At 45.3% G+C, this 14,167-nt stretch carries 10 protein-coding genes; 1 reads left to right on the top strand and 9 read right to left on the bottom strand.

Annotated elements, in window-relative coordinates; genetic code table 11:
• Positions 1 to 5: 5 nt before the first annotated feature.
• The 4 genes from MYF79_RS05525 to MYF79_RS05510 form a co-directional block, all read right to left on the bottom strand.
• Entirely contained in the window at positions 6 to 1,469 is a 1,464-nt protein-coding gene (locus tag MYF79_RS05525; protein WP_247812921.1) for a RagB/SusD family nutrient uptake outer membrane protein, read from the bottom strand.
• Between the two features lie 11 nt (positions 1,470 to 1,480).
• The gene (locus MYF79_RS05520; protein WP_247812920.1) at positions 1,481 to 4,903 is read right to left on the bottom strand and encodes a SusC/RagA family TonB-linked outer membrane protein; all 3,423 of its coding nucleotides are present in this window, start codon (positions 4,901 to 4,903) and stop codon (positions 1,481 to 1,483) included.
• A 68-nt stretch (positions 4,904 to 4,971) separates the two neighbouring features.
• A complete protein-coding gene (locus MYF79_RS05515) occupies positions 4,972 to 5,973 on the bottom strand; it encodes a FecR family protein (protein ID WP_247812919.1) in 1,002 nt (333 codons plus the stop codon).
• Between the two features lie 98 nt (positions 5,974 to 6,071).
• Positions 6,072 to 6,680, bottom strand: coding sequence for an RNA polymerase sigma factor (locus MYF79_RS05510; protein WP_247812918.1), 609 nt, complete (start codon positions 6,678 to 6,680; stop codon positions 6,072 to 6,074).
• Between the two features lie 119 nt (positions 6,681 to 6,799).
• Here MYF79_RS05510 and MYF79_RS05505 point away from each other — a divergent pair, with 119 nt between their 5' ends.
• The gene (locus MYF79_RS05505; RefSeq protein ID WP_247812917.1) at positions 6,800 to 7,135 is read left to right on the top strand and encodes a hypothetical protein; all 336 of its coding nucleotides are present in this window, start codon (positions 6,800 to 6,802) and stop codon (positions 7,133 to 7,135) included.
• A gap of 59 nt (positions 7,136 to 7,194) precedes the next feature.
• On the opposite strand, the gene MYF79_RS05500 is transcribed toward MYF79_RS05505, so the two are convergent.
• From MYF79_RS05500 to MYF79_RS05480, 5 genes are all read right to left on the bottom strand, one after another.
• Positions 7,195 to 9,096 (bottom strand): ABC-F family ATP-binding cassette domain-containing protein, encoded by a 1,902-nt coding sequence (locus tag MYF79_RS05500; protein ID WP_247812916.1) that lies wholly within the window; start codon positions 9,094 to 9,096, stop codon positions 7,195 to 7,197.
• A 97-nt stretch (positions 9,097 to 9,193) separates the two neighbouring features.
• Positions 9,194 to 10,768 carry a hypothetical protein gene (locus tag MYF79_RS05495; protein WP_247812915.1) on the bottom strand — a complete coding sequence of 525 codons (1,575 nt, stop codon included), beginning with the start codon at positions 10,766 to 10,768 and terminating at the stop codon, positions 9,194 to 9,196.
• A 163-nt stretch (positions 10,769 to 10,931) separates the two neighbouring features.
• Positions 10,932 to 11,861: a GDP-L-fucose synthase family protein gene (locus MYF79_RS05490; RefSeq protein WP_247812914.1), complete on the bottom strand. Its 930-nt coding sequence runs from the start codon at positions 11,859 to 11,861 to the stop codon at positions 10,932 to 10,934.
• 3 nt (positions 11,862 to 11,864) lie between these two features.
• On the bottom strand, positions 11,865 to 12,977 hold the full coding sequence (gene gmd, locus MYF79_RS05485) for a GDP-mannose 4,6-dehydratase (protein WP_247812913.1): 1,113 nt from the start codon (positions 12,975 to 12,977) through the stop codon (positions 11,865 to 11,867).
• A gap of 75 nt (positions 12,978 to 13,052) precedes the next feature.
• Positions 13,053 to 14,117 (bottom strand): glycosyltransferase family 4 protein, encoded by a 1,065-nt coding sequence (locus tag MYF79_RS05480; protein WP_247812912.1) that lies wholly within the window; start codon positions 14,115 to 14,117, stop codon positions 13,053 to 13,055.
• Positions 14,118 to 14,167: the final 50 nt, after the last annotated feature.

The raw sequence follows: 14,167 nt of genomic DNA, 5'->3' as shown, positions 1-14,167 counted from the left end.
TTTTATTATCTGTTACCAAATTGGATTTCGTCGTCTGGCAGTGGCAGTACAAACATCCTGTTCGTAGCGGCATAACTGGCGCCCGCCAGTCCGGTAACCGGTCTGTTCAAACGTTTATACATATAGAAGATCTGTCCTTCTCCATAAAATTCTTTCCGGCATTCTTTCACCAGTTCCGTCATGAACACATCCTTAGACGGCTGGTTGGTGATAGCGGTACCAATGCCCCTGTAGAACCTAACAGTGTTAAAGTATCCCCACGCCTTTACCGGGTCGGTATCAAAAGTGCATTCTGCAGCGATGTAGTATATCTCGCTTAAACGCAGTGCAGGCGCCATCTGGTAATGAATATTGGCGTCGCCGTCCCTGTAATATTTCTCCAGCTGCATACGGATACCCAATCCCCCGCTCTGTTCACTGAACCATTGCTTATAACGAAAATCCTCACCACCAACACTGCCTGTTTCATAAATATTCTGTCCTTCTACGGACGTAATAAACAAAGCATTCTCTCCGTCGCGGAAACGCCCATTTATTGCACCGGACGCATTTGGAATATACCATCCAAATACCAGTTCCCTGTACAGGATGCGGTCTTTCTTTTCATCATTGGGATTAAGAAAATCATTCTGACGTGTCCATGGGAATTTATTCGAGTTGATCACTTCCAGTGCATTGGCGAGTGCGTTTGCCTTATCTCCTTTGTACAGATATATGCGGGCCAGCTCTCCGCACACAGCATAGTAGTTCATCCGATGACGGCGATTCTGCAGGAACAGCGGGCCGTTTTCTTCCGTGCTGGAATCTTTTACCGGATACCCTACCTTATACCCTGCGTCCAGAATAGGATCAGACACTTTCAATAACTCTTTAGCCGCCATCAGGTCAAGAATGGCGGTATCCAGCACACCCTTTACGGTCGACATCGGTGTTATCTTATTGGTAAAGTCTGTTACGTAGGGAATAGCCAGTGCACTTGGATCACTTACATAAGAAGGACCAAATAAGCGCAGCAGGTCAAAATGAAGATAGGCGCGCAATGCCAGCGCCTCGCCCTTTATCAGTTCGTATTCCCTGCCTGTGAAAACACTCTTTTTCGCGTCTATATGCGACAATATCAGATTGCTGTTGGCAATTGCCGCATACAACGCTTTCCATGCATCGTCCCTCCTGTTGATAAAAAGGTCATCATCATAATTGTAAATTGATGTCTGCTTATAGCCTTGCGGATCCTTGCTTGTGATAACATAGTTCTGTGCCAGCACATCGAGGAAACCACAGGTGATCTCTTTGCCATAACTATCTTCTCTCGCACAACGGCTGTATACACCATTCAACGCCTCTTCGAAACCCGCCTGTGAGCTGAACAGCACGCCCTGTGCTATTTCAGATTGTGGTGTTACATCCAGCCATTTCTTACACGAAACAAGGCCCGCCACCAGTATTATGAGTAAGTAATATTTCTTCATCTTGTTTCTTTTTAGAACTGAGTGGATAATGAGAAGGTGAATGTTCTCGCAAACGGATAATCAATACCTCTTTCTGCCTGTATGGTGGAGGTTCGCCACACATCATTCAGGTTCAGTGCGCAACGCAGATTGTTCATTTTATAACGTCTGGCCACTGACGAGGGAACATTGTAAGCGAGATAGACTGATCTCAGTTCTATTACATTGTCACGTTGCACAAAACGGGAAGATGTACGGGTAGAACCGTGATCTGCTATGTCTTTATACAATGCGTGATCGCCCGGGTTCTTCCAGCGGGAATCCAGTACACGCTGGTCAACATTGTAACGGGGATCGGCATTCTCCACACGGTCTACCAGGGTCTGATTATAAAGGTCCCCGCCTCCTTTGCCATAGAACCTTACTTCTGCTATCCAGTTCCTATAGTACATACCGGCACCGAACGTGCCTTCTACCTTCGTTGTCATATCTCCTACGGGCACCTGGTCTTTCACACTATAGGTATGTGTATAAGTGCCGTCTTTTTTAACGAAGATCTCTTTACCATTTTCGGGATCAATTCCCAGTGATCTTACAGCATAAATAGTGTTGAGGGATTCGCCTTCTTTAAAGCGCAGTAATGGAACAGAATTCAGGTTAGCATCAGACTCCTGTTTATCATCCACCTTATCGTTGTAACTTTTCAGCGCGTTGGAGATCTTGGTGATCTTATTCTTATTCGTTACCAGGTTAGCAAACATGTTGAAAGACCAGTCCTTTCCTCTCAGTACAGTGCTGCGAATAGTTAACTCGAAGCCCCTGTTGATCATTTCACCCAGGTTGGCTTTGTATTCAGTAAAACCGGCAGACGGAGGTACAATGATATCCGCCAGCAGGTCTTTGGTTAATTTATAGTAGTAACGTGGATTAACATAAATCCTTCCGTTGAACAGGTCGAGTTCAACGCTGGCATCATAGTTCTTTGTACGCTGCCATTTCAGTGCTGAGTTGCCATATGCCTTGAATATGGCACCCACGCCTGTAGAATACCAGTCATTGCTGTAATACTGGTAAGTGGTATTGGATAAATAGGACGGGAAAGATACGTCGCCGGTTATACCGGTAGTGGCCCTTAATGTAAGCTGGGAGATCACATTGCGGTTAATAAACTTTTCATTATGAACATTATACCCGATACCGTAAGACCAGAAGCTGGCCATCCTTGAATCAGTACCGAACTTGGAAGAACCATCCAGGCGAATAGTACCATCCATCAGAAATTTGTTCTTATAGGAATAGTTGGCATAAAGGAAAGAACCTACCAGCCTGTCCTGGGCAAATTCGCCATCGGGAGAGCCATCTATTTCATAACGGCGTGCAAATCCTATCTGGGAAAACCTGTCATTGGAAAAACCCTGTGCCACGAATGTTTTCCTGTCATTAGACCTGTTTTGAATATTGGTAGCCAGTGAAAAGTTGAGGAAGCTTTGACGGATCTGCTTTGAGTAGCTTAGCGTCAGACTTCCATCTGCCTGCCAGAAATCTTCATCGGAAAAGGTGTATTTACCGCGATCCTTCAGTCCATCGCCGGTCACAGTATAGTATTCGTTACTCAGAGGCGATACAAACTTATCGGCCGTAGATCTTCTTTTCGTAAGACTGATCTGTCCTCTTAATCTCAATGCAGGATTAATGGTCCACTCACCGGAAAAAGCGTCCATGAATTCCACATATTCAGATTTCTCAACGCTTCCCGTAGTAGCTTCATACAGCGGGTTCAATACAGGGTCGGTCTTTGGTGAAGCCGCAGCTCCTGTGCGGTAACTCCATTTATCTATTTCACGCATCAGCCGGCCTGTGGAATCCGTCATCGGATAGTAGGGATTCATTCTTACATAGTTTGAGAACTCCCGGTAAGGAGACTCCCTTCCATCTACCTGCGATATGGAGATCTGGTTCCTGAACTGTATCTTATTCTGTACATTATAAGACAAGGAAGCGGCCAGTCCGTAACGCTTTCTGTAAGAGCCTTTCATCACGCCGTTGTTGGTCTGATATCGTACATCAATACCATATTTTACAACCGGGGTTCCTCCTTCAAGATACAGGGAATGCTTATGTCCCAGATCTACCTGCAGCGGCTGAGATAACCAGTAAGTGTTCACCCCGCTCAGTACATTCTTCTTTTTTTGATAGTACTGCATTTCCAGATCAAGAGGGGTGCTTACTTCATCAGACACATACAATTTTGCCAGGCGCTCATATTCCAGTTTGTCTGCGGCATTCAATACATGATAGTCAGAAAGATCAGGCGCATTCACGGTCATCTCATAACCATAGTTTACTGTGAGCTTCCCTTCCTTTGGCGTCTTGGTACGTATCACCACAACACCATTCGCTGCCCTGGAACCGTAGATAGCAGTCGCGGCAGCATCTTTTAACAAGGTAAGGGAAGCGATCCTGTTGGGATCAAGGTCAAAGATGGTTTGTACATTCACTTCATAACCATCTAATATAAAAGTAGGCTGATTCGTCACACCTGTCAGCATACTGTTCCTGGTTAACTTGGAAACATCGGCACTGGGAAGCGCCGTTGTACCTCTTACATTAATATTCGGTATCCTGTTAGGATTAGATCCCAGGATATTATTTTCTACAAGTTTAAAGGAAGGGTCATAGGCCTGCAGACTGCTGAGCACATTCTGAGGATTCACTCTTTTCACATCATCAGCTGTCAATACAGTGGCAATACCTGTAAAGCTTTCCTTTTTAATCTCATAGTAACCCGTTACCACCACATCTTTTACTGCCTGTACATCTGTCTTCAGGCGGATGTTGAGCACTGTCTGTCCTCTCAACACGATCTCCTGTGACTTAAACCCGATGAAGCTGAAAAGTATATGAGCGTCTTCAGGAACATTTTTCAGTTCATACTTACCATCATTGCTTGTATGTACACCATTGGAAGTTCCCTTCACAACAACCGTTACACCTGGCAGCGCCACACCTGCGTCATCTGTAACGGTTCCCTTAATGGTAACTGTTACCGGCTTTTGCTGTTCCTCCGCTTCTTTTTTTTCGACCGGCGCTACAGGCTTTGGCGCAGGAGCCGGTGCTTCCTGTTTGTATATAATATACACGTTTGCCCCTGCCTCTTCCGCTTCCAGCTTCAGTGGCTTCAGAAAGCGGTTCAGGTACTGTATGAATTTTTCCGATGTTGCTTTCGCTGCAGGCGCTTCTGTCTGAATGCTACCGATATTCTGACCGATGTAGTTAATTCTTACTTTATACCTGGTCTCTAATGAAACAAGGACCTCTTTCAGCGATAGCCGTCCGGCGTCGTGCTGAGAAGTACTGGTCGACGAAAACAGCTGTTGCTGTTGACTATTATGGTTCCTATCCCCTGCATAGCCCATGGCAGGCAATAGTAAAAAAAGGGCAGCACGACTCCCCATACACCTAAAGTAATTTCCAGGCATAAGCAATAGATTAAGGTTGGTTGATTTTTATAAACTAAACTAGACTAGGTTTTCTTTCTCCTGATGCTATAACTGTTATTGTCCTTTTTTTCGATAACCACATGTAAGGAACGAGACAAAGTTTTGAAAAATATTTCTACATCCGACATTGGTATGCTACCTGTAAATAACTCTTTCTGTAATTCCTGATCTTCTATATTCAATTTAATTCCCAGATTCTCCTGTAATATTGTGGCGACTTCCGCGATAGGCGTTTCATTAAAAACCAACATGTTGTCAAGCCATGCATTGTAGTCGGCAGGGTTTACATTCCTGCGGGACATCTGATGGGTGGTAGTAGAATAACTCACCATTTCACCCGGCTTCATTTTAATATCTTCCTGCCCATCGCCATTCAGTTTTAACTGTACAGCTCCATTATTTAATACCACACGCGTCATCACCCTTCTTGTGTTTACGTTAAATTCGGTACCTATTACCTGGACGTCTACATCTGAAGTATGCACCAGGAAAGGCGTATTGTGACTATCATGCACAACGGAGAAAAACCCTTCTCCATCAAGCCATATTTCACGCCGGCCATTCCTGTCTATGCGGCACCTGAGCGTAGAGTTAGCGTTCAGTCTCACCATTGAGCTATCCGGCAATACTATTCTCTTAGTTTCACCATAAGCTGTGACATAGGTGGTTTCAACAGCTTTTCCCTGATGCAGGAAAACCCAACCGGCTGCGGCGGCAGTAAGTAGACCCAGGAAAACTGCGGCATAGCGCCACATTGTAAAAACAGGCGTCTTTCGGGGAGCTTCCCGCATGGTATAGGCAATCCTGCTCCAGACTTCTGCCTGATCTTCTGCAGTAGGTGTATACTCATCTGTTCCTATCAGCAACAGTACATCACGGGCCTGCTCCACGGTATTACGTTGATCAGGGTTTTCACGCATCCAGGTTTCCCAGAAAAGCTTAGTGCCGTGGTCCGGATTTTCGATCCATTTACGGAACAACTCATCATGCAAAAAATCCCTTACTGTGTAATCTTTGTAATCCATAATCGGGCGCTACTCAGCTAAGCTTTAAATAGTAAAGCAAGAGAATCGAAAAATCTTAGCGTCTTTTTCGATCTTTTTTCAAAAATTCTATAAAATATTTAGAAACTGTTGTGCTGATGCCCCCAATACATTATCAAAAGCATCAATTCTCCACTATGATTCCTGAGATAATTAAGTGCTTTTGATAATAATACATATGTGGAGTTAACGCTTAGTGACATAATATCGGCGGTTTCCTGTGTGGAAAGTCCTTCGTAATATCGCAGGTAGAGGATCTCTTTCTGGCGCCGGGGCAGTTTTTCGATCACCCTGCTCAGTTTCCGTTTGCGCTCATCGTTGGCCTGGTCATCTATCATTTTCTGCTCATGAGAAGGCATATGGGAATGATTATCAGGGCCCATACTACCAAACAGGCTGAATATTCCTTCTTTCCGGATGTGTTTTGCAATATTTCTTTTGAGACTGGCGAACAGGTAAAACCTGATATTGTCCGTAACGGAGAGATTGGCCCGGCTATGCCATAGTGTGGCAAAGAGGTCATGTATGCAGTCCTTTACCCGGCTGCTGTCTGCATGTAATTTCATCCCATATTTATATAAAGACGGGAACCATGTATCATAAATGAAGGCCAAAGCGCCCTCATCCCCATTTATCAGCCTGCTCCAAAGCTCCTGATCCGAAAGGTCGGTATACCAGATCTCCTCCAACTATTACCTTTTAAATTATACTATATCATATATGGTGGCCTCTAAAAATATGGAAGATGTTGCTGGCATCAAAATTGAATAATAAGATTCACATTCTTTACACAACTTAAATTAATGCTATGAACTCAATAACACTGCGTAAAGGGCTATTGGCCGTCACTATTACAGCATCAGCGCTATTCTTTGGTCAGCAGGGTATAGCCCAGGGCATAGACAGTACAGCAAAAAAAATAGGTAAGAAAACAGCCGCAGTGGCTAATAAAACCGCCAACAAAACTGCTTCTGTCGCCGTGAAAGGGGCCATGAAGATCACTGATAAGACCTATAAAGGCAAGGAAGGTCCGAATGGAGAAACGGTGTATATCGACAAAAATGACAGAAAGTACTTCGTAGACGACAAGGGTAAAAAAGTTTACCTGAAGGCATCCGAGATACGCGATAAGCAGGAAAAGTAATAAAATGGTAAAAGGGACGCCGGTATCGACGTCCCTTTTACCATTTTATTATTAATCAGTTAACTCATCTCACTGAGCTCCAGCCAGCGCATACCTTTTTCGTCCAGCAACCGGATAATCTCTCCGATACGGTGGGATAATGGTTCCAGTTGCTCATACGGCAGGTCTCCCGCATTCATTTTCGCATCTATCTCTTTCTTTTCCGCCTCCAGAGCCGCTATATCTTTCTCCAGCAGCTCCAGCTCGCGTTTTTCCTTAAAAGACATTTTTTTGGCCTCCGTTACCGTGGCTGCCACCGCTACCGGCTTTTCAGGAATTTTATTTTCAGCACGCGCCTCTTCCTTGTCTTTTTCAGAGCGTTCCTTTTCCCAGTCCCTGTATTGTGTATAGTTGCCCGGGAAATCACGTATCTCTCCATCACCTTCAAATACAAACAGGTGATCTACCAGCTTATCCATAAAATACCTGTCGTGGCTAACAATGATGATACAACCCTGATAAGACATCAGGAACTCCTCCAGGATGCTTAAGGTCGGCAGATCAAGGTCATTCGTAGGCTCATCCAGCACCAGGAAGTTCGGATTACGGAACAGGATGCTCAACAGGTGTAACCTTCTTTTTTCACCTCCGCTCAGCTTTGAAATGTAGGTGTACTGTTTCTCAGGCGTAAAAAGGAATAACTGAAGGAACTGTGCTGCGCTAACCTTTGTACCATCTGCCAGGGGGAAGTTTTCGGCAATGTTCTTAACGAACTCTATTACCCGCATGTCTTCTTTTACGATCAGTCCCCGCTGGTCATAGTTACCAAACACGACCGTTTCGCCAGTATTGATCTTTCCGGAATCGGGTTGCTCCAGCCCAAGCAGCATATTTACGAAGGTAGATTTACCCACCCCGTTCTTTCCTACTATACCTACCCGTTCTCCCTTTTTGAAGGTGTAATCGAACCCTTTCAGGATCTTCAGGTCGCCGAAGGATTTATATACTTTCTTCAGCTCAATGATCTTCCCGCCCAGACGGGTCATCTTGACGTTCAGTTCCAGCTGCTGTTTTTCCAGCCGCACACTGGCTCTTTCCTTTACATCTTCAAAAGCATCAATACGTGATTTGGATTTTGTGGTACGGGCCTTGGGTTGTTTCCTGATCCATTCCAGCTCTTTACGGAATACATTCCTGGCCTTTTCCACACTAGCCCTGTCCTGTTCTTCACGGATGGCCTTCTTTTCGAGGTAGTTCTCGTAATCTCCTTTATATATGAACAGCTGTTGCTGATCAATTTCCATGATCTCATTGCAGACGCTGTCCAGGAAGTAACGGTCGTGCGTTACCAGTAACAACGTCACATTCTCCTGGTCAAGATAATTTTCCAGCCACTCGATCATACCAACATCCAGGTGGTTGGTCGGTTCGTCCATGATCAGGAGGGTGTGGCGGTGTTCAAACCCTATATCAATCAACACTTTGGCAAGTGCCACACGTTTCAGCTGTCCCCCCGAAAGGTTACCCATTTTCTGATCCAGGTGGTGGATATTGAGTTTCCCAAGTATCTGCTTCACTTTGGAATCGAAATGCCATGCGTTCAGCTCATCCATACGTTCAATAGCCTTAGTGAGCTTATCGATGTCCGGCTCCTGTTCTTCATCGTCGGTCAGCATTTCATAATCCCGGATAGCCGCCAGTACAGGATGGGACTGGGAGAATATATGTTCAGAGATTGATTTTTCCGCCTGAAAAGCAGATTGCTGCTCCAGCATTACCACCGTTACATCCTTGTGGATCCAGACGGTACCGGCATCAGGCGATTCCTGTCCACAAAGGATACGGAGCAATGTAGATTTACCGGCGCCATTGAGCGCTACCAGCGCGATCTTATCTCCTTCTTCAATATGGAAAGAAATGTCCTTGAAAAGCGGCCCTGCGCCGAAAGTTTTTGTGAGTCCTTCTACCGTAACATAATGCATGGCGCGAAGTTAGTAAAATGTCAGGACGCCTGGCAGCCGGAAATAAAAAAGCCTCCCGGCTGAGCAGGAGGCTTTAAAAGAAGTATTTTTCAATTAGTTACAGATCATAGTACAACTGACGGAAGGAACTTCTCAGGCCCACCTGGAAAATCAGCTCACTGTTCTTCCACTGACTGTTACTTTCCCTTCTGGCGGTAACAGATGCTTCCACCCTCAGATTATATTTCGGGTTCAGCAGATATGCTGCTGTTCCCTGTACATATACCAGGTTGGTCTTAAGCCCCTGGCCAATATGGTTGCCGAAATCCACTGTGCGGGTGGTATAGGATTTATTGATGTCTTTACCATAGTTCACACCTGCAGTATCCAACCCGTACTTAGCCAGGGTGATCTGGCCACGGAGGAACAGTCGTTTGTACCGGTAATCTGCTATATTCACCCATTCCACGAAGTTAGCTCCCATAGGGTGGGCTAATGGCTGATTATAGTGACCATAGTTATTCAGCGTGGTACGCTGGGAATAAGTATATGGCCTTGCGGCATTCACTTCTGTCAGGAAGTTCAGGTTAGGCACTTTAAAGATATTGTTGGAACGGATACCTACCTGACCGCCATATTTATTGGCCCACCAGCCCTTACCGGCAGTTATTTCACTGAACTTAAATTCATCCAGGATGAACTGTCCGTAGAAGGTAGTGTTCCGGGAGGGTGCATATTTCGCATTCAGCCCCAGCAATGCATTATCAGGAGATCCCACAGAGAATTCCACCGGACGGAGGAAAACGATCGGGTTCAGGTAACTGGCATCGAAACCGCGTTTACCTGTGGAATCGGAATCCTGCCATATCACAGCTTCGAATAAACCGATGGAGATCTTCTTACTTACATTCCAGTCCAGGTAATTGAATACCCCCCATTTCTTCCTGTAGCCATTATCGTAGGAGGCTTTCGGATATTGCATATCTATAAACTGTGCCCACATGGTGGTATACTGCACGCGTCCCAGATTTGCGATAATTTTCAGAAAAGGATAGTTGAAAGAGGCATCAGACAGTAACATCGAACGATAACCATCGCCAATGAAATTCTTGTCATATCCCAGCTGGAACACAAAATGCTTTCCGGCTTTGTAATCGATCAGCGCAGAAGAATATGCATAGTCAAATGCGGTATTGTTGGAATAACCTTTCCATTCGCCCTGCCCCGGTACGATCCTGTTGGCTCTGCCAAAGGCATCGAGGTAGGCTGGCATCTTAGCCTGGTTTTCATAGAACTCTGCCCGGAAGGTGAGGTTCTTACCGATAGTACCACCGGCAATCACACCACGTGTATTTACCCATGTTGTACCATTGTCATTGCTATGCCCTACAATAAGATCAGGCAGGATGCTGGCGTAAAATGTGTAGTCGTCTTCGTGAACTTCCAGCAGATGTTCACGGAACAGTTTCCTGTACAGCCAGCTTTGTTTACGCGTCGTATCTCCTTTCGGAAGATCGAAGCTGGGCTCAATAGAGTAATCTCTCAGCGAAGAGTGATAACCAAGACTGTCTGATCCGGATTGATAAAAGCCCAGTGAATACTGGCGCCCGATACTTTGTGCATGTGCAGTATAGCTAAAAGGGATACTTAAGCAAACCAGAACAAACACAGGGGTGATACATTTCTTGAACATAAAGGAAGAATTTGCTTGCCGTTGCAAATATAAGCGTTTAGCAGTTAGGCCATGGTAGTATAATTCTATAGATCAACTCCGTTCTGTATACTTTACAGTTTAAGCTCATATATTCTACGAAGCCAAAGATGAAACCAATCATGAACATCCAGGGATATTCCTGCTAAAACACGGTGTCTTTAATATCTGCATATACCCTGGAGATACCTTCTTCCAACCCTATGGTAGCCTTCCATCCAAAACCATGCAACTTGCTTACATCCATCAGTTTTCTGGGTGTGCCATCCGGTTTGCTGGTATCAAATACCAGGGTTCCTTCATAGCCTGTTATCTTTTTCACCAGCAATGCCAGGTCTTTGATACTGATATCTTCTCCTACGCCTATGTTCACTAATCCTTCTTCGTTATAGTGCTGCATCAGGTAGAAACATGCATCCGCCATATCATCTGCATGCAGGAATTCACGTAGGGGTGTACCTGTACCCCATACTACCACTTCTGCGGCATTGCTTTTCTTCGCTTCATGGAATTTTCTCAGCAATGCCGGAAGGACATGTGAATTTTTAAGGTCATAATTATCGTTCGGTCCGTACAGGTTAGTAGGCATTACCGACACGAAGTTACAGCCATATTGTGCACGGTATGCATCACACATTTTTATACCGGCTATCTTTGCAATAGCATATGGTTCATTTGTAGGCTCCAGTAACCCTGTCAGCAGGTATTCTTCCTTCAGTGGCTGAGGCGCCAGTTTAGGATATATACAGGAGGAACCCAGGAACATCAGTTTCTTTACATTGTTCAGATAAGCATGATGGATCACATTGTTTTGTATCATGATGTTCTCATAAATGAATTCCGCCCTGAAGGTGTTATTCGCTACGATGCCCCCTACTTTGGCCGCTGCCAGGAAAACATAGTCCGGGCGCTCTTCAGCGAAGAATGCGGCGGTAGCTTCCTGATTACGCAGGTCCAGCTGCGCGGAAGTCCTTGTCACAATGTTATTAAAGCCATCCTTCTGTAAGCGCCTTACAATAGCGGAGCCTACCATTCCCCTGTGCCCGGCTACATAGATCTTATCTGTTTGTTTCATACATTATTCGTATTGACTAAATATCTTAAATCCTGCTTCTTTGAGTAATTTCTCCCGGCGGAACAATTCCAGGTCTGCATGTACCATCTCTTTCACAAGGGCCGGCAGATCATATCTGGGCTTCCATCCCAGCTTCGTCTGCGCTTTGGTCGGGTTGCCGATCAAAAGGTCTACTTCAGTGGGCCTGAAATACCTTGGGTCAATAGCAACCACTTCCTGCCCCGGCCGTACGGCTGTGAGGCTACCGTCCACACTTCTGATAATCCCCTTTTCATTAACCCCCTCTCCCCTGAATTCCACTTCTATTCCGGCTTCTTCAAAAGCCATCCTGATGAAATCTCGTACAGGAGTAGTAATACCCGTGGCAATCACATAGTCTTCCGGCTGGTCCTGCTGGAGTATACGCCACATTGCTTCCACATAATCTTTTGCATGCCCCCAGTCGCGCTGTGCATTCAGGTTACCCATGTACAATCTGTCCTGCATGCCCAGGGCTATCTGTGCTACCCCACGGGTGATCTTCCTCGTCACAAAGGTTTCACCACGTAGTGGGCTTTCGTGATTGAACAGGATACCATTACAGGCGTACATATTATAAGCTTCCCGGTAGTTCACCGTGATCCAGTACGCATACATTTTGGCCACTGCATAGGGGGAACGTGGATAGAAGGGAGTTCTTTCTGACTGTGGCACTTCCTGTACCAAACCATACAACTCGGAAGTGGATGCCTGGTATATTTTGGTTTTTTGTGTCAGGCCCAGTAAACGCACTGCTTCAAGTATCCGCAGTGTGCCGATACCATCTGCATTGGCGGTATACTCTGGTGTTTCAAAGCTAACCTGCACATGACTCATGGCGCCGAGATTATATATTTCATCCGGCTGCACCTGCTGGATAATGCGGATCAGATTCGTGGAGTCGGTAAGATCGCCATAATGGAGTCTGAAACGGACATCCTCATCCTGTGGATCCTGGTAGAGATGATCAATGCGGTCCGTGTTGAACAGGGAACTGCGGCGTTTTATGCCATGGACCTTATAACCCTGATGTAAGAGTAATTCGCTCAGATAAGCGCCGTCCTGTCCTGTGATACCAGTAATGAGAGCAGTCTTCATGGTTGGAGTTATTACCTGACGAATATAACAATACAATCTTAATTAGCGTAAGATATACTTGTATCAGTAGCTATATTAAGACGGCTGTACTGCCTGGATCTTTTTTAAGTAGATAGCTTTGATGATCTTTTCATCAAAAGAGTTGATCATTTTTTCGCGACCTTTTTCTCCCATCTCTCTCCGTTCATGAGGAGCCAGGTTAATGACCCGTTCCATTTTTTCCGCCAGATCGGCTGCATCTTTCTTGTTACAAAGGAACCCTGTGATGCCATCGTCCACCACTTCTTTACAACCTACATTATTAGTTGTGATCACCACCTTCTTCATGCTTGCGCCTTCCATGAGGGTACGTGGTATACCTTCAGAGTAGTAAGAGGGAAGCACTACGCAATCCGTTTCTTCAATAAACCTGGATACGTTATCTGTTACACCGAGATAGCTGACAACGCCTTCTTCTGTCCACTCATTCATTTGCTGGCGTGAAATAGCTTTAGGATTAACTACATCCATAAAGCCTAATAAGGCACTTTCAAATTTATGACCCTTGTTCTTCAATATCCGCGATGCCTCCACAAATTCCTTCACCCCCTTATCATATATCATACGGGCAACGAGGATAAACCTGGTAGGCTGACCGGCGGCCCGGACTGTATCTGTCGTGTTATTAAACTGCGCTGTGTCTATGCCTTCTCCCGGCAGCAAAAAGGTCTGCTCTTCCGGTACGATCTTCGTTTCAATGAAAGTCCGCTGGTCGTCGGCATTCAGGAACCAGATCTCGTTTGCCTTGTTTAAAATGCGTTTATAAAGCTGTTGTGCCGCCACTGAAATGAGATTCTTATGTGTAAATACATACCCCAATCCCGTTACAACTGCAAAAGCGGGTATTTTCAGGCGACTGGCCGCATAAACACCATAGATATTAGGCTTGATGGTATAATTGAATACGATAGAAGGCCGGTGTTCTTTTAGTATGCCATACAATTCTCTGTACAGGAAGTAATCGTTCAGGGGATTGTAGCTCTTTGAGTTCAGTTTCTTCAAGGGAATAAAACGAAATCCCATCGCCACCAATCTATCCGAATATTCGTCCGGGGGAGCAGCCACGATAATGTTGTATCCTCTTTCCTGAAGATCTTTCATAACTCCTCTCCGGAAATTATACATACTCCAGGAGGTATTTCCCACAAATA

Source organism: Chitinophaga filiformis (assembly GCF_023100805.1).
Classification (GTDB): domain Bacteria; phylum Bacteroidota; class Bacteroidia; order Chitinophagales; family Chitinophagaceae; genus Chitinophaga; species Chitinophaga filiformis_B.
This window is presented reverse-complemented; position numbering and strand designations above follow the sequence as displayed.

Bases quoted from the DNA above. Each gene is read 5' to 3' on its own strand.
- MYF79_RS05525 (WP_247812921.1), bottom strand. From the start codon at position 1,469: ATGAAGAAATATTACTTACTCATAATACTGGTGGCGGGCCTTGTTTCG.
- MYF79_RS05520 (WP_247812920.1), bottom strand. From the start codon at position 4,903: ATGGGGAGTCGTGCTGCCCTTTTTTTACTATTGCCTGCCATGGGCTAT.
- MYF79_RS05515 (WP_247812919.1), bottom strand. From the start codon at position 5,973: ATGGATTACAAAGATTACACAGTAAGGGATTTTTTGCATGATGAGTTG.
- MYF79_RS05505 (WP_247812917.1), top strand. From the start codon at position 6,800: ATGAACTCAATAACACTGCGTAAAGGGCTATTGGCCGTCACTATTACA.
- MYF79_RS05500 (WP_247812916.1), bottom strand. From the start codon at position 9,096: ATGCATTATGTTACGGTAGAAGGACTCACAAAAACTTTCGGCGCAGGG.
- MYF79_RS05495 (WP_247812915.1), bottom strand. From the start codon at position 10,768: ATGTTCAAGAAATGTATCACCCCTGTGTTTGTTCTGGTTTGCTTAAGT.
- MYF79_RS05490 (WP_247812914.1), bottom strand. From the start codon at position 11,861: ATGAAACAAACAGATAAGATCTATGTAGCCGGGCACAGGGGAATGGTA.
- gmd (WP_247812913.1), bottom strand. From the start codon at position 12,977: ATGAAGACTGCTCTCATTACTGGTATCACAGGACAGGACGGCGCTTAT.
- MYF79_RS05480 (WP_247812912.1), bottom strand. From the start codon at position 14,117: ATGAAAGATCTTCAGGAAAGAGGATACAACATTATCGTGGCTGCTCCC.